Annotated in this window: 19 protein-coding genes; 16 read left to right on the top strand and 3 right to left on the bottom strand. The window is 40.3% G+C overall.

The window, feature by feature from the left end; genetic code table 11:
• Positions 1 to 196: 196 nt before the first annotated feature.
• Together FSZ17_RS22220 and FSZ17_RS22215 are read left to right on the top strand one after the other, a co-directional pair.
• Complete coding sequence (locus tag FSZ17_RS22220; RefSeq protein WP_057772748.1) at positions 197 to 1,510, top strand: HD domain-containing protein; 1,314 nt, start codon at positions 197 to 199, stop codon at positions 1,508 to 1,510.
• 22 nt (positions 1,511 to 1,532) lie between these two features.
• Entirely contained in the window at positions 1,533 to 2,042 is a 510-nt protein-coding gene (locus FSZ17_RS22215; RefSeq protein WP_057772751.1) for a YwgA family protein, read from the top strand.
• A gap of 70 nt (positions 2,043 to 2,112) precedes the next feature.
• Here the strand turns inward: FSZ17_RS22215 and FSZ17_RS22210 are convergent, their stop codons facing one another.
• Positions 2,113 to 2,298, bottom strand: a complete 186-nt coding sequence (locus tag FSZ17_RS22210) for a 2-hydroxymuconate tautomerase (RefSeq protein WP_057772753.1) — start codon at positions 2,296 to 2,298, stop codon at positions 2,113 to 2,115.
• 408 nt (positions 2,299 to 2,706) lie between these two features.
• Between FSZ17_RS22210 and FSZ17_RS22205 the strand changes: the two genes are divergently transcribed.
• Positions 2,707 to 3,363 (top strand): site-2 protease family protein, encoded by a 657-nt coding sequence (locus tag FSZ17_RS22205; protein ID WP_057772755.1) that lies wholly within the window; start codon positions 2,707 to 2,709, stop codon positions 3,361 to 3,363.
• 60 nt (positions 3,364 to 3,423) lie between these two features.
• Positions 3,424 to 3,936 carry a YwhD family protein gene (locus FSZ17_RS22200; protein WP_057772756.1) on the top strand — a complete coding sequence of 171 codons (513 nt, stop codon included), beginning with the start codon at positions 3,424 to 3,426 and terminating at the stop codon, positions 3,934 to 3,936.
• 366 nt (positions 3,937 to 4,302) lie between these two features.
• Here the strand turns inward: FSZ17_RS22200 and FSZ17_RS22195 are convergent, their stop codons facing one another.
• The gene (locus FSZ17_RS22195; RefSeq protein WP_057772758.1) at positions 4,303 to 6,366 is read right to left on the bottom strand and encodes a transglycosylase domain-containing protein; all 2,064 of its coding nucleotides are present in this window, start codon (positions 6,364 to 6,366) and stop codon (positions 4,303 to 4,305) included.
• Positions 6,367 to 6,637: 271 nt separating this feature from the next.
• Between FSZ17_RS22195 and speE the strand changes: the two genes are divergently transcribed.
• From speE to FSZ17_RS22170, 5 genes are all read left to right on the top strand, one after another.
• Positions 6,638 to 7,468, top strand: coding sequence for a spermidine synthase (gene speE / locus FSZ17_RS22190; protein ID WP_057772760.1), 831 nt, complete (start codon positions 6,638 to 6,640; stop codon positions 7,466 to 7,468).
• A gap of 66 nt (positions 7,469 to 7,534) precedes the next feature.
• A complete protein-coding gene (gene speB, locus FSZ17_RS22185; RefSeq protein WP_057772763.1) occupies positions 7,535 to 8,410 on the top strand; it encodes an agmatinase in 876 nt (291 codons plus the stop codon).
• A gap of 194 nt (positions 8,411 to 8,604) precedes the next feature.
• Entirely contained in the window at positions 8,605 to 9,042 is a 438-nt protein-coding gene (locus tag FSZ17_RS22180) for a YwiB family protein (RefSeq protein ID WP_407643417.1), read from the top strand.
• Positions 9,039 to 10,709 carry an arginine--tRNA ligase gene (gene argS, locus FSZ17_RS22175; protein WP_057772765.1) on the top strand — a complete coding sequence of 557 codons (1,671 nt, stop codon included), beginning with the start codon at positions 9,039 to 9,041 and terminating at the stop codon, positions 10,707 to 10,709. Before FSZ17_RS22180 ends, argS begins: the two co-directional genes overlap by 4 nt.
• Before the next feature lie 113 nt (positions 10,710 to 10,822).
• Positions 10,823 to 11,002, top strand: a complete 180-nt coding sequence (locus FSZ17_RS22170) for a XapX domain-containing protein (RefSeq protein WP_057772766.1) — start codon at positions 10,823 to 10,825, stop codon at positions 11,000 to 11,002.
• 366 nt (positions 11,003 to 11,368) lie between these two features.
• On the opposite strand, the gene cls is transcribed toward FSZ17_RS22170, so the two are convergent.
• The gene (gene cls, locus FSZ17_RS22165; protein WP_057772769.1) at positions 11,369 to 12,571 is read right to left on the bottom strand and encodes a cardiolipin synthase; all 1,203 of its coding nucleotides are present in this window, start codon (positions 12,569 to 12,571) and stop codon (positions 11,369 to 11,371) included.
• A gap of 217 nt (positions 12,572 to 12,788) precedes the next feature.
• Here cls and FSZ17_RS22160 point away from each other — a divergent pair, with 217 nt between their 5' ends.
• From FSZ17_RS22160 to icmF, 7 genes are all read left to right on the top strand, one after another.
• Positions 12,789 to 14,879, top strand: coding sequence for a (Fe-S)-binding protein (locus FSZ17_RS22160; protein ID WP_057772771.1), 2,091 nt, complete (start codon positions 12,789 to 12,791; stop codon positions 14,877 to 14,879).
• Between the two features lie 675 nt (positions 14,880 to 15,554).
• Positions 15,555 to 16,742: an acetyl-CoA C-acetyltransferase gene (locus tag FSZ17_RS22155; RefSeq protein ID WP_057772773.1), complete on the top strand. Its 1,188-nt coding sequence runs from the start codon at positions 15,555 to 15,557 to the stop codon at positions 16,740 to 16,742.
• Positions 16,743 to 16,784: 42 nt separating this feature from the next.
• Positions 16,785 to 17,636 carry a 3-hydroxybutyryl-CoA dehydrogenase gene (locus FSZ17_RS22150; protein ID WP_057772774.1) on the top strand — a complete coding sequence of 284 codons (852 nt, stop codon included), beginning with the start codon at positions 16,785 to 16,787 and terminating at the stop codon, positions 17,634 to 17,636.
• A gap of 147 nt (positions 17,637 to 17,783) precedes the next feature.
• Positions 17,784 to 18,914 carry an acyl-CoA dehydrogenase gene (locus FSZ17_RS22145; RefSeq protein WP_057772777.1) on the top strand — a complete coding sequence of 377 codons (1,131 nt, stop codon included), beginning with the start codon at positions 17,784 to 17,786 and terminating at the stop codon, positions 18,912 to 18,914.
• Between the two features lie 91 nt (positions 18,915 to 19,005).
• Complete coding sequence (locus tag FSZ17_RS22140; protein ID WP_057772779.1) at positions 19,006 to 20,145, top strand: acyl-CoA dehydrogenase; 1,140 nt, start codon at positions 19,006 to 19,008, stop codon at positions 20,143 to 20,145.
• 529 nt (positions 20,146 to 20,674) lie between these two features.
• Positions 20,675 to 21,319 carry a TetR/AcrR family transcriptional regulator gene (locus FSZ17_RS22135; RefSeq protein WP_057772781.1) on the top strand — a complete coding sequence of 215 codons (645 nt, stop codon included), beginning with the start codon at positions 20,675 to 20,677 and terminating at the stop codon, positions 21,317 to 21,319.
• Positions 21,320 to 21,500: 181 nt separating this feature from the next.
• Positions 21,501 to 24,767 carry a fused isobutyryl-CoA mutase/GTPase IcmF gene (gene icmF, locus FSZ17_RS22130; RefSeq protein ID WP_057772784.1) on the top strand — a complete coding sequence of 1,089 codons (3,267 nt, stop codon included), beginning with the start codon at positions 21,501 to 21,503 and terminating at the stop codon, positions 24,765 to 24,767.
• Positions 24,768 to 24,817 lie beyond the last annotated feature (50 nt).

Raw genomic sequence — 24,817 nt, 5'->3', positions numbered from 1 at the left:
CGAGGAGGCTTCCGGACCGCCCGCGATCGCTTAGTGCCTGCAGCGGAAATCAACAGGAAAGTTAAACATAGCCTTTATTTCAAAGCCTCATCCATCAAGGTTCTGTCGAATTATGATGAAATGACATAAATTCGATAATGAATTGCTAGTAAATTAAGGATATAATATAGACATATTAGAAAATCGGAGGTAAAAGATGGCATATCCGGTGGAGAAATTACGTGAAGAAAAGGTTTTTAAAGATCCTGTACATCGGTATATTCACGTGAGGGATAGAATAATCTGGGATTTAATTGGGACGAAGGAATTTCAGCGTCTCAGAAGAATTAAACAGCTTGGAACAACCTACTTAACCTTTCATGGTGCCGAGCATAGCCGATTTAATCATTCTCTTGGTGTTTACGAAATTACACGACGGATTGCCGATGATGTTTTTCATGAAAGACCTGAATGGAATGAAGATGACCGACTCCTCTCATTATGTGCCGCATTACTCCACGATTTAGGACATGGCCCATTCTCCCATTCCTTTGAAAAAGTATTTGATTTAGACCATGAATATTTTACAAGAGCTATTATTCTCGGAGAAACAGAAGTTAATAAAGTTCTTCTAACAGTTAGTAACGATTTTCCTATAAAAGTAGCTGAAGTCATTGCAAAAACTTCAAAAAACAAATTAGTAGTTAGTCTTATCTCAAGCCAAATTGATGCAGATCGGATGGATTATTTGCAAAGAGATGCCTATTTCACAGGGGTTAGCTACGGCCATTTTGATATGGAACGAATATTGCGTGTCATGCAGCCTGGAGAAGATCAGGTTGTCTTTAGAAAAAGCGGCATGCACGCAGTTGAGGACTATATCATGAGTCGCTACCAAATGTACTGGCAGGTGTATTTCCACCCTGTTACGCGAAGTGCGGAAGTCATTTTGACAAAAATTTTGCACCGGGCTAAGGATTTACAAAAACAAGGTTATTGTTTTAAATCAGATCCGCATCATTTTCATTCCATGTTCAATGGAGCCATCACACTAGAAGACTATATCAAGCTGGATGAGGCGATCGTTCTTTACTACTTCCAAATGTGGCAGGAAGAGGAGGATCCAATTCTACGAGACCTTTGTCGTCGCTTTATGAATCGCAATTTATTTAAATATGCTGAATTTGATCCTGCAAAAGAATATAAGAAGCTTGCACAGCTATCGATTTTGTTCCAAAAAGCAGGCATTGATCCGGAATATTATCTTGTTGTCGATTCATCCTCAGATCTACCTTATGATTTTTATCGTCCAGGAGAAGAGGAAGAACGTCTGCCAATTCATTTGTTAATGAAAAACGGAGAAATTCGTGAATTATCTAGAGAATCCGAGATCGTAGACGCGATTTCTGGAAAAAGAAGGACAGACCATAAATTGTATTATCCTGCTGATGTCCTCAAAGACAATTCAACTGCAAAAGAAATAAAGGAAGAAATTCGTAAACTATTAGAGATAGACGAGTCACGGTATTAATCGGAGTAGGAGTTGACGAAGCTTGTTAAAAGATCATGCTAAAATCATTCATGCCATTGCAGCATCAGAGGAAATTATCGGACGGAAAAAGCTGCAGAAAATGGTTTATATCGCGAAAAAACTGGAATTCCCATTTCAAGAGAGGTTTCAATTTCACTTTTATGGCCCTTATTCAGAGGAATTGACATTAAGAGTTGAAGAGCTGTGCAATATGGGATTTTTAAATGAAATAAAGGAAAAAAAGGGCGGATACTATCAATATCGATATACCTTAACAGAAAGCGGCAAGGAGTTCTTAAGTCTAAATGAACAAGTTTCCATGCCTAATCTTCAAGATTGCATGTCTGATATGAACTGCCAAAATGCAAGATTTCTCGAACTTGTGTCGACGATATTATATTTTGATAATCTTCCGAAAGAAGAAGTTCAGGAAAAGGTCTTTACATTAAAAAGCAAGCAACGCTATACAGAAGAAGAAGTAGGGACTGCTTATCAATATATTGAAAGCTTAAAGGGAAAAGCCGGGCATTAATGAAACTGCCTGATAAAGTAAAGAAATCGGCTAATTAGCCGATTTCTTTCATTTGAACCTCAGGAAAAACCTATTGGTCACTCAATCGTTTTCCTGCGACCGCATAATGGTTTTTAGACATTTCTTCAATAAATACGACGACATTTTCCTTCGGTGCTCCTGTTGTTTCACTAACAGCGTCTGTTACCTTTTCTACGAGTGATTTTTTTTGTTCCTCTGAACGGCCTTCAAGCATTTTTACAGTTACATATGGCATAGTCGGTTCTCCTTTTTAAGAATAAGAATGTATTACTTTTCTTGAGTTAGAGAAATGTCTAGCTCCAGCGCCTACCCCCTCGAGGTCACAAGCCAATCCTCCCAAAAAGGTAAAGGACACCTTTCCGAGAGGCTCGTCTTGTGCTTGTCGGGGGTGAACAAGGCGCTTCCGCTTTTCTTATATGAACTCAGTTTTTCATATTTCTGAAAAATGTGCAAGTGTTTGGAATGGATTGGTCCTTTTTCTCTTTGCAGGTCATTTCGTGCTTACTTAAGTTTGCCTGTAATGAATCTACTCGATATAATTTAAGTGCAAGAATGGATTTAAGATAGATTTTCAAAAATAAAATCGTATCAGAGGAATTCTCCTTATCTGTAAGGAATTTCCTTAAAAAAGGGGTTATGAAAGTTGGAACAATTTTTGGCCTTTTCATTGAGGGAAATTCCATATGTCGCCCTTACGTTAATGATAGCCTTTACTATTCATGAATTTGCTCATGCCTATGTCGCATATAAATTTGGAGACCCGACGGCAAAAAATCAAGGCAGATTAACTTTGAATCCAATCCAACATTTGGATCCATTTGGAACCATTCTTATTTTTATCGCTGGCTTTGGGTGGGCTCGTCCTGTCCCGGTCAATCGATTCTTCTTTAAAAACCCAAGATTAGCTGGAATATCTGTCTCCATTGCGGGACCAATAAGCAATTTTATTTTGGCGATTCTTGGGTTTATTATTTGGTATACGCTGCTAGCATTAGGACTTGCTGCATCGGTCCCATCGTTTGTACCAGATTTTTTAGATGTTTTTATTCATCTCAATCTAGTATTATTTGTCTTTAATCTACTCCCATTCCCACCACTGGACGGGTATAGGATTGTTGAAGATTTGGTGCCAGCCACAATGAGGCCAAAGCTTACTCAATTAGAAGCATATGGGTCTGTAATATTTTTAATACTTGTGATTACGCCGCTTGATCAATATACAATTCAGCCGATATTTAGAGTTGTTCTGCCCGTACTAGTAGATGGTTTGGGCCAATTCTTTAGTGGTATATTTTTGTAAAATGTTTGGATAGTGTGAAATTGCCTTTTTAATAAAACTTCTTTGAAGGAGGACTATACTTTGGAAGAGAAAAAGAAGAAAAATATTGGCTTCAATATTATTAAAAGTGATCCAACTGCTGGACATAAGGGGTTTGGCACTGGAGCACTAAGCTTGGACAATGTATCACCTGTTATTCTAGATGTAGAAGCAGGAGAGGCTGCAATTGAAGTGGGTGCTATGCACGCTCGCAGCCCGGTAGAGAAGGGTATTAAATTTCTTCCCAATAAGGATGAGGTGCCGAATGGAAAGCCTTACTGGCTCATTTGGGTGACAATTGACCGGAAGGAAGATGGCCCATACTATGCAGGTGTAACAGCTTGTGAAATGACAGTTGACAGAGCCATTCGCCGAGGCTTTAAATCATTGCCAGAGCATGTGAACCGGATGGATAAATCCATAAAAAGACAAATTATCGTTGACCATATGGATGACAAATCGAAGGGAATTCTTACTGAGTTTTTGAAAAACCATGATTTAGGGATGTGGGAACGCTCTATACAACAACTTAAGGATGATTTACAAGTAAATTAAGAAAAAAACTGTGAATTTATGACCAAATTGTGACAGTTTACTGACTTAAATTTCTAACTACTTGCCCAAATCAGATAAAAAAAGTAAACTATTTATCAGTGTGAAGACACTGTATAGAACTAGGACACGAAAAACCTCGGGGTAATCCCCGAGGTTTTTCACATTGTTTTTCCGCTTTTCTATGTCTATTTCCAGCGCCTACCCCCTCGAGGTCACAAGTCAATCCTCCCAGAAAGGTAAAGAACACCTTTCCGTGAGGCTCGTCTTGTACTTGTCGGACTTGCACAGGATGTGCTGACGTCGATGTTCGCCACAGGACGTGGCGGTCTTTAGTCGACGTTCCTTTGCAAAGGCGCTTCCGCTTTTCTAGCTCCAGTCAAATAATTTTTTGTACCAGGGCTTTTTAGTCGGCTTTGCTTTTTTAGCAGGAGCCTCTTTCTGATATAACAAATGATCTGTACAATATTCAGTCGGTTCTGTTCCCTCAACAAAGTAGGTTAGCCGCTTAATCGGGCAGTTATCTGTGGCTAACTTTCCGTTTTCTGGATTTACATAGACGCCAACCGTCCCTTTTGGCGGCTTGAAGCCTTTTATTGGCATGCCTTTATGTGCATCCTCCATAAAACGGATCCAAATATTTTTTGCGTATGATTTGTCGGCGGTCAAATGGATGCTATGCCCTTTATCATAGCCAGTCCATACGGCTGAGACGAGTTGTGGAGAATAACCGATCATCCAGCTATCCGTATCTGTAGACCCCGATTTTCCGGCATATGTTCTAGTCATGTCATTGATGATAGTCCTTCCAGTGACACTTGTATAACCGTTAAGCTTCGGATCAAATATTCCCGTCATCATCTGTGTCATGACAAACGCCAATTCAGGCTTTAAAATGGGGAATGCCTCTTTTTTATTCTCGAAAATAATATCCCCTTTATAATTCTCTACACGTTTGATTAAAACGGGTGAGACCTTTTTTCCTCCGTTAGCAAATATGCTATAGGCATTAGCCATTTCAATCACACGAACGCCTGAGGTTCCGAGCGCCAAAGAAGGAACTTTGTTCATTTTTGTAGAAAGTCCAAATTTTTTAGCTGTATTAACAAGTGTATCAACGCCCAAAAATAAATGGGTTTTCACAGCGTAAATATTATCAGAAAGGGCAAGGGCCTGCGCCATTGTAATCTCTTCATTGGCATATTGGCTATTAAAATTCTTTGGTGAATATTCTGCTCGATCATCATCAAATCGAAAAGTTGTTGGCTCGCTGCGCATCATCGTGGAAGGGGTAAACCCATTCTCTAAAGCAGCGTAATAGAGCAGTGGCTTCATTGTAGAACCGGGCTGGCGAATCGCCTGAACAGCTCGATTAAAAGGGCTTTCTTCGTAATTTCTGCCTCCAACGAGTGCCTTTACATGTCCGTTTCTCGGATTCATTGATACAAGGCTAGCCTGAATTTCGGAGTCTTTTGAAATTAATCTTTCAATAGTCTGTTCAGCAATGGCTTGCTGCTTTAGATCAATAGTTGTATACACCTTTAAACCGCCTAATTCAATCGTCCGGTCGTCAAGTTTTAGCTCCGTTTTTAAGGCGTGACGAACAGCATCCTGGAAGTATGGTGCAGTACTCGTTTTTGTATGAAGATGTTTGCCGACAATTGTGAGTGGTTCAGTTATAGCAGTCATTGCAGAATTCTTGTCAATATAATGGTTTGTGACCATTGTCTGTAAAATAATTTTTTGTCTTTTCTTCGCGTTTTCCATGGATACAAGAGGTGAATAAATACCCGCCCCTTTTGGTACGCCTGCAAGAATAGATGCTTCTCCAAGGGTTAACTCATGAGCAGGCTTGCCAAAGTAAAACTGGCTTGCCGCTTCAGCTCCGTAAGCGCCATGCCCATAATAAATCGTATTTAAATAGCCCTCTAATATCTCCTTCTTTGAATAATTCATTTCGAGCCGAATGGTGTAGAAGGCTTCCTTTAATTTGCGCTCCCATGTTTTTTCGTGAGCAAGAAATAAGTTTCGAGCATACTGCTGGCTAATTGTGCTTGCTCCTTGAACCTTAGCCATTGCTTTAATATCAGCGATAAGGGCACCAGCAATTCGCTTATAATCAAATCCATTATGGGAATAAAACTTTCGATCCTCAATTGAAATTGTGGCATCCACAAGATAGGGGCTAATTTCTGAAAGCTCTACCCAATACCTCTTTTGGCCATTATGACTTTCTCCAATCACTGTTCCATCATCTGAGTAGAATAAAGTCGATTGCGGGACAGCAAGTGGTGGTGGCCCAAGCAGCTTTGCATAAAGCAAAATACCAGAAGCCAAAATGATCGCTATTGCGACCCCAATGAGGCTTAATATAAAAAATGCCCGTATATATTTACCTGCTTTTCTGAAGCGTTGATTTGTTATAATCTCCATTGTGAATACCACCACCTTATCTGGGAAAAATTACATCTTTCCATAGTATTGAAGAAATGAAGCTGTTTTAAACATTTTTCTCTAGTAAAAGCATTTTTTTCTTGCATTTTTGCTAGATTCATCTATACTTTTTCTCATGTTTGTATTTATTGAGTTTGGGAAGTATAAAAAAAGCGATAGTGCTTAAACTTGAATAGTTCTCTCTAACTCGAAAAAATTTATACTTATTCTAAAAAAAATGCAGATTTTAACCGAAAGGAATGATCCAAAAATGGGTGGACTTTGGTTTACAGAGAAACAAACAGAGAATTTTGGAATTACAATGAAGGTGAAGCGCACTTTACATACAGAACAAACTGATTTTCAAATGCTTGAAATGGTAGAAACAGAAGAATGGGGAAATATGCTTTTACTAGATGGGATGGTCATGACATCTGTTAAGGATGAGTTTGTGTATCATGAAATGGTGGCTCATGTGCCGTTATTTACTCATCCTAATCCTGAAAAGGTGCTTGTTGTCGGTGGAGGAGACGGTGGAGTAATCCGTGAAGTTTTAAAACACCCAAGCGTGAAAAAAGCAACGCTTGTCGATATTGACGGAAAAGTCATCGAGTATTCTAAAAAATACCTTCCAGAAATTGCAGGCATGCTTGAAGACCCTCGCGTTGATGTACAAGTGGGAGATGGATTCATGCACATTGCCGAAAGTGAAAATGAATACGATGTCATTATGGTTGACTCAACAGAGCCTGTAGGGCCTGCTGTTAATCTATTTACAAAAGGTTTTTATGCTGGAATTTCTAAAGCTTTAAAGGAAGACGGGATTTTTGTCGCGCAATCAGATAATCCTTGGTTTAAAGCAGACTTGATTCGCAGTGTTCAAAAGGATGTAAAGGAAATTTTCCCGATCACACGCCTTTATGTAGCGAATATTCCAACATATCCAAGCGGTATGTGGGCCTTCACAATTGGTTCTAAAAAATATGATCCATTAGAAGTAAGTGAAGACCGATTCCATGAAATCGAAACAAAATACTATACAAAAGAGCTTCACAATGCTGCTTTTGTATTGCCAAAATTTGTACAGGATTTAGTGAAATAGTTCGGCAGAAAATGCTGATTGGCTGAAAAACTGTTTAGGTTAATTACTTATGAACGAGGGATGACAATGGTACGTTTTGATGAAGCTTACTCTGGTAATGTTTTTATAAAAAGCCATCCAAATTATGAAGAAAGTGAAGCGGTCATTTACGGAATGCCGATGGATTGGACAGTAAGCTATCGTCCAGGCTCCCGTTTTGGCCCAGCGCGCATTCGTGAGGTCTCCATTGGACTTGAAGAGTACAGTGCTTATTTAGACCGAGAATTAGAAGAAGTGAAATATTATGATGCCGGTGATATCCCTCTTCCATTCGGGAATGCGCAAAAAAGTCTTGATTTAATTGAAGAATTCATTGATAAGCTTTTAGCTGAAAATAAATTCCCTATCGGAATGGGCGGAGAGCACCTCGTCTCTTGGCCAGTTATCAAGGCAATGTATAAGAAATATCCGGACCTAGCTATCATTCACATGGATGCTCACACTGATTTACGTGAGAATTACGAAGGGGAGCCACTATCTCATTCAACTCCAATTCGAAAAGCATGTGATTTAATGGGACCGCAAAACATTTACTCATTTGGAATCCGCTCTGGTATGAAGGAAGAATTCCAATGGGCGAAAGAAGTCGGTATGCATATTTCCAAATTTGATGTCCTAGAGCCATTGAAGGAAATCCTTCCGACACTTGCAGGACGCCCAGTGTATGTTACAATCGACATCGATGTGCTTGACCCGGCACATGCACCTGGAACAGGAACGGTTGATGCAGGGGGCATTACATCGAAGGAGCTCTTAGCTTCTATCCATGAAATCGCCCGTTCCAATGTGAAAGTCGTCGGCTGCGACCTCGTGGAAGTAGCGCCAATCTATGATCCATCTGAACAAACAGCGAACACAGCAAGCAAGTTGATTCGCGAAATGATTCTTGGGTGGGTAAAATAGAGGAAGTACAGAGCTAAATTCGTTGATTTTTCCAGTTTATTGTCTTCATTCAAGCTCAATGAGGTCAAGTTACGTTAATGAAGTTAAACCAGAAACGGAGACAAGCTGTCTCCGTTTTTTTCAAGTCATTGTCCTTGAAATGTAGAACCTGTTGCTCAATTCAACTATAATGAAATGAAAAGGAAGTGTTGCCGTTGCCTAAGGAACAAATGCCTGTAAAAATAAAAGTGAAAACGGACATTCGCGAAGGAAGCAGCAAAGATACTTTTGAATTAACAGCGTTTGGTCGATACTACATAAAAGAAAATGCCCGATTTCTTCAATATGATGAGGCAATGGAAGAGGGAATGGCAAAAACGATTATTAAAGTATCGGATCAGGAAGGTCTTATATTACGAAGTGGAGCAGTCAAAATGAGGCTTCCTTTTAAAATGAATAAAAAGCTTCAAGGGAACTATCATACCCCGTATGGCGTGTTTGAGATCGGGACAATGACAAAAAGGCTTGACCATCAGTTTGATGAAGAGACAGGCTCAGGTTCAATCGACCTTTTATATGAATTAAAAATGCAGGGGGCTTCCACGGGAACATACCATTTATTCATTACATTTGAAGAGGAGGAAGAACAATGAACAGTGTAGAGCAAATGCAAGAAAAGCTGAAGCTAGAAATCAAAGCTGCTGTTATGAAGGCAAATTTAGCCTCAGAAGAACAAATTCCAAATGTTATTTTAGAAACACCTAAAGAAAAGGCGCATGGTGATTATTCTACGAATATGGCAATGCAGCTTGCACGTGTTGCTAAAAAGGCGCCAAAAATGATTGCAGAAGAGCTAATCGCTCATTTTGACAACTCAAAGGCTTCCATCGAAAAGATTGAGATTGCAGGTCCAGGCTTTATCAATTTTTATATGGATAATAGCTATTTGACAAACTTGATTCCAGCCATTCTTGAGGCAGGGGATCAATACGGGGAAACGAATGTTGGTGCGAATCAAAAAATTCAAGTTGAATTTGTATCCGCTAACCCGACTGGAGACCTTCACCTTGGACATGCTCGTGGTGCTGCAGTAGGGGATTCCCTATGTAACATTCTCGCGAAAGGAGGATATGATGTTTCCCGTGAGTACTATATTAATGATGCAGGAAACCAAATTAATAACCTCGCATTATCTGTTGAAGCTCGCTATTTTCAAAGCTTAGGCATAGAAAAAGAAATGCCTGCCGATGGCTACCATGGAGAAGATATTATTGGAATTGGGAAAAAGCTTGCAGAGGAATACGGCGATAAATTTGCGGGCGTCGATGAAAAGGAGCGTTTCGACTTTTTCCGTGACTATGGTTTAAAATACGAAATGGCGAAGTTAAAGGCGGATCTTGAGGAGTTTCGCGTACCGTTTGATGTTTGGTACTCAGAAACATCTCTTTACAATAATGGGAAAATTGATACCGCATTAAAAGCTCTTAAAGACAATGGCCATATCTTCGAAGAGGGCGGTGCAACATGGTTCCGTTCCACTGTATTTGGCGATGATAAGGACCGTGTACTCATCAAAAATGACGGCTCCTATACGTACTTAACACCAGATATTGCTTACCATAAGGATAAGCTTGAGCGCGGCTTTGAAAAGCTTATTAATATTTGGGGCGCAGACCATCATGGATATATCCCACGTATGAAGGCAGCCATTCAGGCATTAGGCTATGACCGGGATGCACTTGAAGTTGAGATCATTCAGCTTGTTCATTTATACAAAAACGGCGAAAAAATGAAAATGAGCAAACGGACAGGAAAAGCAGTAACAATGCGTGATCTTGTAGAAGAAGTAGGGCTAGATGCAACCCGTTATTTCTTTGCGATGAGAAGTGCAGATACTCATATGGACTTTGACTTAGATTTAGCCGTTTCGGAGTCCAATGAAAACCCTGTTTACTACGCACAATATGCTCATGCACGTATTTCAAGCATTCTGCGTCAAGGTGAAGAACAGGGCTTGACTGCAGGCAGCAACGCAGATTTCTCTTTAATTTCAGCGGAAAAGGAAATGGACGTTTTGAAGAAGCTAGGTGAATTCCCGCAAGCAGTCGGAGAAGCCGCGCAAAAACGTCTGCCGCATCGTATTACGAATTATATTTTCGAATTGGCATCCACTTTCCATAGCTTCTATAATGCTGAAAAAGTATTAGATGCCGATCATCCTGAACGTACGAAAGCAAGACTTGCCTTAATTAAAGCGGTCCAAACAACTTTGAAAAATGCACTCGCTTTAATTGGCGTTTCTGCTCCGGAAAAAATGTAATATTAAAAAGCTGGCTCACAAGGAGAAAACTCCTTATTTCGAGCCAGCTTTTTCTGTTTTGATCAAGGGAAATTGGGGAATATAAGAAAACTGGCATAAATAAGGAGGACATTATGAAAATTGTGATCTTATCACTAATCACTGGTTTTTTAGTCGGTTTTCTTTTTGCTTTGCTTAAGCTGCCAATCCCTGCACCACCAGCGCTTGCTGGTATTATTGGAATTGTTGGTATTTATCTAGGCTTTAAAACGTTTGAGCTGATTACGCCATTTATCCAAAATATGATGAAATAAGAAAAGCGCAAGCGCCTTCAGAACAATCAGAGTTCAGATTGTTCTTGCGATGATTATTCGGAGGAGCTTTCCTTAGTGCTCACCCCCGACAAGCATAAGACAGGCCGACGGGAAAGGTGTTCTTTAACTTTCTTGGCGGACTGACTTATGACCTCGAGGTCGACCAAAGCGCGACGTCCTGTCGCATTGTCGACACTAGTACGTCCTGTACGTCGGGGGTAGGCGCTCCTCCTAAAAGCTCCACTTTTAGTCGTGCGATGCATATGCTGCCGAAGCATTCCTTGTGGAGCTAGACAATTCTCAAATTCGAAAAAACTTATACGTTCCTTTGAAAAAAGGCGGCAGTCAGCCGCTTTTTCATACACCTTAAAGAAACATTCTTATCGAGCGGGCAACAATTTCTTTACATGACCGCCACGGGTCAAACTGATTTAATTCCTTAAGCGTCAGTTTTTTGGAATGATGAATATCTGTTTCAATCACCTTTAGCACCTTTTGAATAAAAGCATGATCATAAATGTAACAGTTAATTTCATAGTTTAGAAATAGACTCCGATGATCAAAATTAGCGGTGCCAATATCGCAGATTTTGTCATCAATGATACAGGTTTTTGCGTGATAAAAACCATTAAGAAATTGATACACAATCGCACCCTGACTTATCAATTTTCTTAGAAAAGGATAGGAAGCTTCCTTGACAAAAGGATGATCAGCTGTCTTTGGAACAAGAATGGTGAGGGTGACTCCTCTGCCCCGTGCAGCTAATAAATCATTCAATAATCTTTTGCTCAGAATAAAATAGGGTGAGCCAATGATGATGCTTGTCCGTGCATTTCGAATCATGGATGAGAAGGTTTCCTCTAAATAGATTCCTCTAGAGGGAATAATTTGATGCTGACAGCTGCCTTTTGGCAGAGAAGGAAAATAAATGGGGTTTTCTAATAAATGTATTTTCTTCTCATTATACCAATCCGTTAAAAATTCCTTTTGTAAATCTGCAGCACCTTCACCAATCATTTTTAAGTGATAGTCTCGCCAAGGACTTAGCTTTGGATCTAAATTAATATATTCTTTGCCAATGTTAAAGCCGCCAATATATCCAATCTTCCCATCAATGACGGTTATTTTTCGATGATTCCTTGCATGTAATGAATAAAAAATAAAAGGAAACCGCAATGGATGGGAGAAGGCAAACTTGACTCCATGACTCTCCAATGACTGAATGGTATTTTCCTTAATTAAATGGCTTCCAATCCGGTCAAGAAGAAGGCGAACCTCCACTCCTTCTTTTGCTTTATCCTTCAATATATTCAAAAACTCTGTACTAAATTGATCGTCTTTTACAATATAAAATAAAATATGAATATGATGCTTCGCCTTCTTTAACTCGGAAAAGAAATCGGCGAATAATTCTGGTCCATCTGTATACAAATCAATATGGCTATGTCGGAAAGGAGGATCCTGTCGTTTTAAATGTTTTATCTGATTTTTTCTTCCAAGGTAAAAATCAAGCGATAGCCAAAGTAGGATGAAAAGAAGTATGATTATAAGAATAAATAATACTTTCATTGCTATCTGCTCCCCGAAGTTGTTTCCAGTTATTATCTCCTGCATAGGCAATTCTATAATATTTTCTAGTTAAAAATAAAAAACTGGTTGACTGAATGCTCACTCATAATATAATAGATACAAGAAATAAATTCTGAAAATTTGGTTGTATTAAAAATTTTAGACTAGTGAGTAATACAGTCCATTTTGAATTTTCACGAAAGGAGAGTTAATTATAGTGACAGGATTATTATGGGTGAATTTAATCGGCTTTCTCCTTGTAACCGCTTACGCAATCAGTTTATTTGTGTATGTCATTAAGACGAGAATTGAATATATCAAACTCGGAAAAAAGGTAGAGTTCGATAACAATGTGAAAGAACGTCTCGGGAAGATTTGGGTCAATGTGTTTGGTCAAAAGAAACTTTTGAAGGACAAGAAGAGCGGGATTATCCATGTTATGTTTTTCTATGGATTTATTCTTGTCCAGTTCGGTGCCATTGATTTTATCATAAAGGGGATTAAACCAGGTGCACATTTGCCACTTGGCCCGTTATACCCAGGTTTCACGTTTTTCCAAGAACTTGTGACCTTAATGATTCTAATAGCTGTGATTTGGGCTTTTTATCGCCGGTATGTGGAAAAGCTCGTCCGTTTAAAAAGAGGCTTTAAATCGGGACTTGTTCTTATTTTCATCGGGGGCTTAATGCTTTCCGTGCTACTTGGAAACGGTATGAGCATGATTTGGCATGGTCATGAGGGATCATGGACTGAGCCCGTTGCTTCTGCCATTGCTGCTGGTTTCTCTTGGATGGGAGAAACAGCTTCCATCGTTGTATTCTATATTGCGTGGTGGATCCACTTAATTTTCTTATTAGCTTTCTTAGTTTATGTTCCGCAGTCCAAGCATGCTCACTTAATTGCTGGGCCAGTGAATGTTTACTTTAACCGTCTTGAGAAGCCAGGGAAATTAAAGAAGATTGATTTTGAAGATGAAACACAAGAGAGCTTTGGTGTTGGTAAAATTGAAGATTTCAACCAACTGCAAATGATTGATTTCTATGCTTGTGTAGAGTGCGGACGCTGTACGAATATGTGTCCTGCAACTGGAACAGGCAAAATGCTTTCACCAATGGATTTAATTCTCAAGCTTCGCGATCACTTAACGAATCATGGAGCAGTCGTAACCTCTAAGCAGCCATGGGTGCCAACCTTTGCATTTTCCAATACAATGGGAAATCAGCTTGCCTTATCCGCAGCAGGAAAGGCTGCAGAAGAAGCGGCAGCAGGCCTTGCTTATAGCCCGAGCTTAATTGGGGATGTCATTACGGAGGAAGAAATCTGGGCTTGTACAACTTGCCGAAACTGTGAAGATCAGTGCCCGGTTATGAACGAGCATGTGGATAAAATTATTGACCTTCGTCGTTATCTTGTTTTAACAGAAGGGAAGCTTGACGCAGATGCACAGCGTGCGATGACAAATATCGAACGCCAAGGAAACCCTTGGGGATTAAACCGTAAAGAGAAGGAAAACTGGCGCGAGGCTCGCGAGGATGTTCACGTACCAACCGTTAAAGAAATGAATAAAGCTGGGGAAGAGTTCGAATATCTTTTCTGGGTTGGTTCAATGGGATCCTTTGACAACCGCAGCCAAAAAATTGCCCTTTCTTTTGCAAAGTTGATGAATGAAGCTGGCGTAAAGTTTGCCATCCTCGGAAACAAGGAAAAGAACTCTGGTGATACGCCAAGAAGGCTGGGAAATGAATTCTTATTCCAAGAGCTTGCCACGAAAAATATTGAAGAGTTTGAGAAGAACGAAGTGAAGAAAATTGTTACGATTGACCCTCATGCCTACAATATTTTTAAAAATGAATATCCTGATTTTGGATTAGAGGCTAAAGTGTACCATCATACAGAGATCCTTGCGGAACTGGTAGAAGAAGGAAGACTTAAGCCGCAATACCCAGTAAATGAGACGATTACATTCCATGATTCCTGTTATTTAGGGCGCTATAACGAGGTATATGATCCACCACGTGAGATCTTGAAATCGATCCCTGGTGTGAAGCTCGTGGAAATGGAAAGGAACCGTGAGACAGGTATGTGCTGTGGTGCAGGCGGAGGATTAATGTGGATGGAGGAAGAAACAGGCCACCGTATCAACGTATCCCGTACAGAGCAAGCATTGGCAGTGAATCCATCGATCATTAGCTCAGGCTGTCCATACTGCTTAACGATGCTTTCTGATGGAACGAAGGCAAAGGAAGTAGAAGAAACTGTTCATACCTATGATGTAGCGGAAATCCTTGAAAAATCAGTTATCGGGTAAAGAAAACTCGCCGATTGGCGAGCCTTGGAAAGGCGAAGACAGAGGCGTAGTTGCACTTATACTTAATTCCTAAAATTGGCAACTACGTCGAATTATCTTCTGCGCTGGCAATTTATACTTTCTTAACGTGTAAAAAGAACCACTTGTATCGTAAGAAAGTGAACTCTCAATAAACGGAGTTCTAAAAGCACGTTTTTCGTAAGTCTGCGATATTTAATAATTTGTAGAAATTGAAGCACAGCAAAAGATTATCTCAGAAGCAAATTCTGTAAGATAATATTATGAATTTTGCGCAAAGTGTTTCAATTTCTACTATTTTTAGAGTAAAATAGAATATAAGATAAAGCGCTTTCAAAATTCCTGATGCATCTTCTTTTTTTGCAAAGGTATTGAGCGAGCGTTCAGTCGTTAGCTAGTCCATTATAAAGTGAAACTTCCATCAGTGGGGGGGGTCTTTCATCCCCCACTGATGGTTAGTTGAACCAATCGGGCCTTTACGGGCAGTTGATGCCCCACTTAGGTTTCTTTGATTCTCTCGCATCCTTGAAGTGGGGGGGCTTACTGCCCGTTAATCTGCGATAAATAAAACAGCTATGAACGAAAGCAATCAACATTATTTTTTCATCAAAATTTTTTGACTATAAAAAATATTAAATTTAGGAAGGAGCAATTCTAATGGGAAAAACCGTAATCATAGGGGGAGCAAGAACACCATTTGGGAAATTTGCAGGCGGGTTAAGCAGCTTTTCAGCATCAGATCTTGGTGGATTTGCTGTGAAAGAGGCTTTAAATCGTGCTGGGGTCAACCCTGAGGAAGTTGATGAGGTTATTTTAGGAACGGTTCTTCAAGGAGGGCAAGGTCAAATTCCATCTAGACAGGCTGCACGAAAAGCTGGTTTGCCATGGAATATAAAAACAGAAACTGTTAATAAAGTTTGTGCTTCAGGTATGCGCAGTGTAACGCTTGCTGATCAAATCATCCGTCTTGGTGACGAAGAGGTTATTGTAGCTGGAGGCATGGAGTCGATGAGTAATGCGCCATACTTCATGCCAAAAGTTCGCTGGGGATTGCGTATGGGAGATTCTGCTGTGAAAGATCTAATGACACATGATGGCTTAAGCTGCAGCTTTACTGGAGTTCATATGGGTACGTATGGAAATGGGGTAGCGGAAGAATTCGAGATTAGCAGGGAAGAGCAAGATGCTTTTGCTTTTAGAAGCCATAAGCGTGCAATTGCTGCTATAGAGTCAGGGAAGTTTGCCGAGGAGATTGTGCCTGTTGAGGTTCCGCAAAGAAAAGGAGAACCAGTCATCATTTCCGAAGATGAATCTCCACGAAGGGATACTTCCATTGAGAAGTTAGCTAAACTTGGCTCTGCCTTTGGTCAGGGCGGTACGATTACAGCTGGGAATGCGCCTGGAGTCAACGATGGAGCTGCAGCATTAGTTCTGATGAGTGAGGGAAGAGCAGCCCGAGAAGGAAGAAAACCAGAAGCCATTATTCTAGGTCATTCAGCTATTGCGGTTGAAGCAAAGGATTTTCCGAAAACACCTGGCCTTGTCATCAATGAGCTTCTAAGAAAGACTGGAAAAACAGTTGATGAGATTGACTTATTTGAAATTAACGAAGCGTTTGCAGCAGTCGCTTTAACAAGCGGAAAGATTGCAAATCTAGATGAAAATAAAGTGAATGTGAACGGTGGAGCTGTCGCACTAGGTCATCCTATTGGAGCGAGCGGCGCAAGAATCATATTGACATTGATGTATGAATTAAAGCGATTAGGCGGAGGAATCGGAATAGCTGCAATTTGCAGCGGCGGCGGTCAAGGTGACGCCATTATGATTGAGGTACCGAAAAACTAATTTGTCTTTTTGGGCGGTTTACTAAAGAATGGGGGAACAGAAATGAATGTACAAAAAATCATGGTAATCGGTGCAGGACAAATGGGATCAGGTATTGCGCAAGTATGTGCACAAGCAGGATATAGCGTGCTATTAAATGACTTGAAGCAAGAGTTTGTCGATCGCGGCCTTGGGATAATCAAGAAGAATCTGTCCCGTCAAGTAGAAAAAGATCGGATAACTGCTCAGCAAATGGAGGAGGTATTAAGCAATCTTACTCCATCTACAGATATTCAGGATGCCAAAAACGTCGATTTAATTATTGAAGCGGCTGTTGAAAATATGGAAATCAAAACAAAAATTTTTAGTCAGCTTGATCAAATTGCTCCAGAGCATGCCATCCTTGCGAGCAATACATCTTCCTTGCCAATCACAGAAATTGCTGCTGCGACAAAGCGTCCTGAAAAAGTAATTGGCATGCATTTTATGAACCCAGTGCCAGTAATGAAGCTTGTTGAAATTATCCGTGGGTTAGCCACAACGGATGAAGTCTATCAAACTATTGAAGATATAACAAAAGCATTGAAAAAAGTACCTGTTGAAGTAAATGATTTTCCGGGCTTTGTTTCAAACCGAGTGCTAATGCCGATGATTAACGAAGCGATTTTTACTCTTTATGAAGGAGTTGCTACAAAGGAAGCCATTGATGAGGTAATGAAGCTTGGAATGAATCACCCGATGGGACCATTAACTTTAGCTGATTTTATCGGACTTGATACTTGCCTTTATATTATGGAAACGCTTCATGAAGGATTCGGTGATGATAAATATCGCCCATGTCCGCTTTTAAGAAAATATGTAAAAGCTGGCTGGCTAGGAAAGAAAACAGGCAGAGGCTTCTACGTTTACGAATAAGACTAAAGCAATGACAAATGGCAATCGGCGCAACGCCGATTGCTCTAATTGCGACCCCTAACCTCAAGGGATACCATTTTTATCGCAGCAGATTACGAAATAAATTGAACACTATACAGCAGAGAGTTAGTAACGGAGGGATAGCATATGAACTTGAGATTCACAGAAGAACAGGAAATGATGAGAAAGATGGTGCGTGATTTCGCGCAGTCGGAAATTGCACCATTTGTTGAAAAAATGGAAAAGGGTGAGTTTCCTCGAGAAATTTTACGAAAAATGGGGGAGCTAGGCCTAATGGGAATTCCAATTCCTGAACAGTATGGCGGTTCAGAGATGGATTTTACCTCGTATATTATTGCGATCAATGAATTATCAAAAGTAAGTGCAACGGTTGGCGTTATTCTTTCCGTCCATACATCAGTTGGGACGAATCCAATTCTTTACTTCGGTACGGAAGAGCAAAAGCAAAAATATATCCCAAAGCTTGCTTCAGGAGAATACCTAGGGGCATTTTGTTTAACAGAGCCAAGTGCTGGATCGGATGCAGGCAGCCTGAAGTCAAAAGCGGTTAAAGACGGAGATCATTATATCATTAATGGCTCAAAAGTATTTATTACAAACGGTGGAGAAGCGGATGTTTATATTGTTTTCGCTTCGACAAATCCTGAGCTTGGAAGTAAAGGGGTTTCTGCTTTTATCGTTGAAAAAGGTACTCCTGGTCTTGTAATCGGCAAGGACGAGCATAAAATGGGCTTGCATGGTTCAAGAACATTACAGCTTAGCTTTGAGGACATGCGCGTTTCGGTGGAGAATCTTCTTGGTGAAGAAGGGGAAGGCTTTAAAATTGCAATGGCTAATCTCGATTCAGGTCGAATCGGCATCGCAGCGCAAGCTCTTGGAATTGCAGAAGCAGCACTTGAAGCTGCAGCAGCGTATGCTAAGGAGCGTGTTCAATTCGGCAAGCCGATTGCTGCCCAGCAAGGTATAGGCTTTAAATTAGCAGATATGGCAACAGCTGTTGAAGCGTCAAAGCTATTAATCTATCGTGCGGCTAATTTAAGGCAGAAAGGTATAAAGTGCGGCAAGGAAGCGTCTATGGCAAAGCTTTTTGCCTCCAGAACTGCAGTAGAAGTGACAACAGATGCCATTCAAGTATTTGGCGGCTATGGTTATACAGAGGATTATCCAGTTGAACGCTATTTCCGTGATGCAAAAATCACTGAGATTTACGAAGGAACAAGTGAAATTCAACGTATTGTTATAAGTAAGCAGTTATAAAGTGGGGTAAGTCGTTCTTTCAATAGAATTTTCTATATTTTAGATAAAATCAAAATAAACAGGCGAAAAAACAATAATGGGGGATAGGCAAATGAACTTTCAATTAACTGAAGAGCATGAAATGATTAGAAAAATGGTGCGTGATTTTGCAAAAAACGAAGTCGCCCCAACTGCTGCAGAGCGTGATGAGGAAGAACGCTTTGACCGCGAAATTTTTGATAAAATGGCGGAGCTTGGCTTAACAGGTATTCCATGGCCAGAAGAATACGGCGGAATCGGCAGCGATTATTTAGCCTATTGTATTGCAGTTGAAGAGCTTTCAAGAGTATGTGCTTCTACAGGAGTTACGCTTTCTGCGCATACATCTCTAGCAGGCTGGCCAATTTATAAATTTGGCAGCGAGGAGCAAAAACAAAAATATTTACGCGCTATGGCTCAAGGGGAGAAAATTGGCGGCTACGGATTAACTGAACCAGGAAGCGGATCGGATGCAGGCGGAATGAAAACGACTGCTCGTTTAGAAGGCGATCATTATGTGCTTAATGGTTCAAAAATCTTCATAACAAACGGTGGAATCGCTGACATTTATGTGGTCTTTGCTCTTACTGACCCTGCTGAAAAGCATAAAGGAACAACAGCATTCATCGTTGAGTCTGGATTCGAGGGCTTCTCAGTTGGCAAGAAGGAGAAAAAGCTTGGAATTCGTTCTTCACCAACAACAGAAATTATTTTTGATAATTGTAAAGTTCCAGTAGAAAATGTACTAGGTCAAGTAGGAGAAGGCTTCAAAATTGCCATGATGACACTTGATGGCGGTCGAAACGGGATAGCCGCTCAGGCTGTAGGTATCGCACAGGGAGCTCTAGATGCATCCGTTGAATATGCAAAGGAGCGCGTTCAGTTCGGCAAACCAATCGCTGCTCAGCAAGGAATTGGCTTTAAGCTTGCAGACATGGCAACAAGCATTGAGGCTTCTAGATTATTAACCTATCAAGCTGCATGGTTAGAATCCGAAGGGCTTCCATATGGAAAAGAATCGGCTATGTCCAAATTACTAGCTGGCGATACAGCCATGAAGGTAACGACAGATGCTGTACAAATTTTTGGCGGCTACGGCTATACGAAAGATTATCCTGTTGAACGCTTCATGCGTGATGCAAAAATCACACAGATTTATGAAGGAACACAAGAAATACAGCGACTCGTTATTTCTCGTATGCTAACAAAATAGGAGAGGATCTGTTCCTCTTTTAATTAAAGGACTGCTTTGGCAAACTTCTAAATGTTTATTAGACCATTAAACAAAGGAAAACAGCCAAAAGCGGTCCGAAAGCATTCGAAAGAGACCACTGAACCAGAGAAACCGAGAAAGAGTGGTCCGAAAGAAAGCTAATAAGACCACTGAACCAGAGAAATCGAGAAAGAGTGGTCCGAAAGAAAGCTAATAAGACCACTGAACCAGAGAAATCGAGAAAGAGTGGTCCGAAAGAAAGCTAATAAGACCACTGAACCAGAGAAACCGTAAAAGAGTGGTCAGAAAAAACCAGATAAGACCACTAAACCAAAGAAGCCAATAAATGTGGTCTCTATCTTTTACAACAATAGAGGGTGCGCTCAAAATAACAATCATAAACTGAATAAAGCATAAGAATGTATTAAGTCAAATTAGATGACTATTTAACTGAAGCGCCTCCCCCCTCGCAGAAGCAAGTTAATTGTTTAGAAAAGGCGCTAGCTCTTTTCCAAAATGGTGGTGTGAAATGAAAAAACGTGAAGTTCAGGCGTCTGTTAAGGACGAACGCCTTGTGAAAAAAAGACGTGATCAGATGATTAAGGGTGCGGTAACCCTTTTTATCCAAAAAGGATTTCATCGTACAACAACGAGAGAAATTGCAAAGGCAGCTGGTTTTAGTATCGGAACATTATACGAATACATCCGGACGAAGGAGGATGTATTATACCTTGTTTGTGATAGCATTTATGACCAGGTCAGCGAACGGCTTCAAAAGGATCTCGATACAAATCGGGGAACAATTGAAAGCTTAAGAATGGGGATTGCTGATTATTTCCGGGTTGTTGATGAAATGCAGGATGAGGTTCTTGTCATGTATCAGGAAGTAAAATCATTATCAAAAGACGCTCTCCCATATGTTCTAAAAAAGGAAATAGAAATGGTGGAGATGTTTGAACAAATTATTACTGGGTGCGTAGAGAACAAGGAGTTAGATTTGCCAGAGGCTCAGATTAAGATGATTGCTCATAATATTTTTGTTCAGGGACAAATGTGGGCTTTCCGCCGCTGGTCACTGAAAAAGTTGTACTCAATTGAGGATTATATTAACCTGCAAACGGAATTGCTTTTCCAGGGGATAAAAAGCCCTGTGTATAATGAAAGTAACGTTTAATTTTTCTGAATTTTTCTAACTATCTATCTTAGAAATCTAGAATGCACTAGTGTGATTTTACCGTTGAATAAGGGAAGCTTCGTCAGAAAAATACATCGCAAGACAATAAAATGAGAGGACGTAGGTATTAGACCGCTTTCATAATGAAGGAACTCTACGTCTTACGTTTAGGAGGAGAAAAATGAGTAATCTAGAAGTATATAAGCCAAAGAATCATATTCGATTTGTAACTGCTTCTAGTCTATTTGATGGTCATGATGCTTCTATTAACATTATGAGAAGAATTATTCAAGCAAGTGGAGCAGAAGTCATCCATCTTGGACATAACCGTTCAGTAGAAGAAGTGGTAAATGCAGCGATTCAAGAGGATGTTCAAGGAATTGCTATTTCTTCCTATCAAGGAGGGCATGTTGAATATTTCAAGTATATGTATGACCTGTTAAAAGAAAGAGGTGCTTCACATATTCGTATTTATGGCGGTGGTGGAGGGGTCATCATCCCAAAAGAAATAAAAGAACTGCATGACTACGGAATCGCAAGAATCTTTTCTCCTGAGGATGGTCGCCAGCATGGCCTTCAAGGCATGATTGATATGATGATTAAAGAATGTGATTTCCCGACATATACACTAGAAGCAACGGAGCAAATTGAGAAGCTTCAAGAAGGGAATATCAATTCAATTGCAAAGTTAATTACTCTAGCTGAACACCATGTCAATATTGATAAAGAATCAGCAGCAGCACTAGACTCTGTAATGGAACAAGTGAAATCATTGGAAAAACATGTGCCGGTTCTAGGGATTACAGGGACAGGAGGAGCTGGGAAAAGCTCTCTAACAGATGAACTAATCCGCCGTTTTATCAATGAAATTCCTGACAAGAAAGTTGCGATTTTATCAGTAGATCCGACAAAGCAAAAAACAGGCGGGGCTCTTCTTGGTGACCGTATCCGTATGAATGCCATTTTCAATCCTCGTGTTTATATGCGAAGCTTAGCAACAAGGAAGTCGAAAAGTGAATTATCACTTGCTATTAAAGATGCCATTTCAGTGGTAAAAGCGGCAGGCTTTGATCTAATCGTTGTAGAAACGAGTGGAATAGGTCAAGGGGATGCTGAAATAACTGAAATTTGCGACGTTTCTATGTATGTAATGACAAGTGAATTCGGAGCGCCTTCTCAGCTTGAGAAAATTGACATGATCGATTATGCCGATTTAATTGTCATCAATAAGTTTGAGCGTAAAGGCTCAGAGGATGCTAAACGCCAAGTACAGAAACAATATCAAAGAAGTCGTATGCAATTTGAAAAGGAATTGGATGAAATGCCTGTTTACGGCACGATCGCGAGCCAATTCAATGATCCTGGAACAAATGCTGTCTTTGCTGCTATCATTGAAAAATTAAATGAAAAAGCAGGTACAGCATGGCAAACTAGTTTTTCAAAATACGCCCTCGTTGAAAAGCAAAATGTCATTATTCCGAATGAGCAGCGCTATTATTTACGGGAAGTATCAGAAACGGTGCGGAGCTATCACAAGAAGGCAGAAGAACAGGCCGATTTTGCACGCAAGCTATTCCAGCTTGAAGGTGCTCTTCTTGCTGTGAAGGAGCAAGAGGCAAATGAGGAAGTGATTGCTTCCCTTGAAGCAATCAAATCGAATACCCTGTCCCAGCTCACAGCGGAAACGAAGAAAATTCTTGAAGGCTGGGAATCACTAAAGGAAAAATATACAGGCGACCAATTTGTTACAAGAATTCGTGATAAAGAAATCGTCACAGTATTAAAAACAAAAAGCTTATCTGGATTAAGTATTCCAAAGGTTGCTTTACCTAAATATAAAGATTACGGTGAAATTATCCGCTGGGTTTACAGAGAAAATATACCAGGATCCTTCCCGTACACAGCAGGTGTATTTCCATTCAAGCGTGAAGGGGAAGATCCGAAAAGACAGTTTGCTGGGGAAGGTACACCGGAAAGAACGAATCGCCGTTTTCATTATTTATCAAAGGATGATGCAGCAAAGCGTCTAAGCACAGCCTTTGATTCCGTTACTCTTTACGGAGAAGATCCTGATTACCGTCCTGACATTTATGGAAAGGTTGGGGAAAGTGGAGTCAGCATTTGTACATTAGATGATATGAAAAAGCTGTACGCAGGCTTTGATCTATGCCATCCATCTACATCCGTATCGATGACGATCAATGGTCCAGCTCCAATTATTTTAGCGATGTTTATGAATACCGCTATTGAACAGCAAGTCGAGAAGAAGGAAAAAGAACTTGGTCGCGTATTAACAGAAGCCGAATTTACTGAAGTTAGAGCTTTAACATTACAAACAGTAAGAGGAACGGTTCAAGCTGATATTTTAAAAGAAGATCAAGGCCAAAATACATGTATTTTCTCAACAGAATTTGCGCTTCGAATGATGGGTGATATTCAGCAATATTTTATTGACCAAAAAGTACGCAACTACTATTCGGTTTCCATTTCCGGCTATCATATTGCGGAAGCTGGGGCAAATCCGATTTCGCAGTTAGCCTTTACACTTGCGAATGGCTTTACGTATGTTGAGTACTATTTGAGCAGAGGAATGGATATCAATGAGTTTGCACCGAATCTATCGTTCTTCTTCTCTAATGGTCTTGATCCGGAATATACGGTACTTGGACGTGTGGCACGACGTATCTGGGCGACTGTCATGAGGGATAAATATGGGGCAAATGAACGAAGTCAGAAGCTTAAATATCATATTCAAACATCTGGACGATCACTACATGCTCAGGAAATTGATTTCAATGATATCCGTACGACTCTGCAAGCGTTAATGGCGCTGCATGATAACTGTAATTCTCTTCATACGAACGCTTATGATGAAGCTATTACAACACCGACGGAGGAATCTGTACGCCGCGCGATGGCGATCCAAATGATCATTACGAAAGAGCACGGCTTAACAAAGAACGAAAACCCGCTGCAAGGTGCATTTATTATTGATGAGTTAACAGACCTTGTGGAAGAACAGGTTCTGCAAGAATTCGAGCGGATTAATGACCGTGGTGGAGTTCTTGGAGCAATGGAAACGCAATACCAGCGTGGAAAAATCCAAGATGAATCCATGTATTATGAAATGAAAAAACATACAGGTGAGCTTCCAATAATCGGTGTAAACACCTATCTAAATCCGAATCCTCCTTCTGAGGAGGAAATGAATAATATGGAACTGGCGAGAGCAACGCAAGAAGAAAAAGAAATACAAATCCTAAACCTGCGCAGCTTCCAGGAACGAAACAAGGACAATACAGAAGAAGCTCTTAAGCGCTTAAAGGAAACGGCCGTAACAGGCGGGAATATTTTTGCTGAATTGATGGAAACCGTCAAAATGGCAAGTCTTGGCCAAATCACGCGAGCACTTTATGAAGTAGGCGGACAATATAGAAGAAATATGTAAATACCGGGAGTTGAAAAAAGAGAAATCGGTGAGTAAGCCGATTTCTTTTT

The organism is Cytobacillus dafuensis, assembly GCF_007995155.1.
GTDB classification, from domain to species: Bacteria; Bacillota; Bacilli; order Bacillales; family Cytobacillaceae; genus Cytobacillus; species Cytobacillus dafuensis.
The sequence above is the reverse complement of the archived record's forward strand: the minus strand, read 5'-3'. Positions and strand labels throughout refer to the sequence as shown.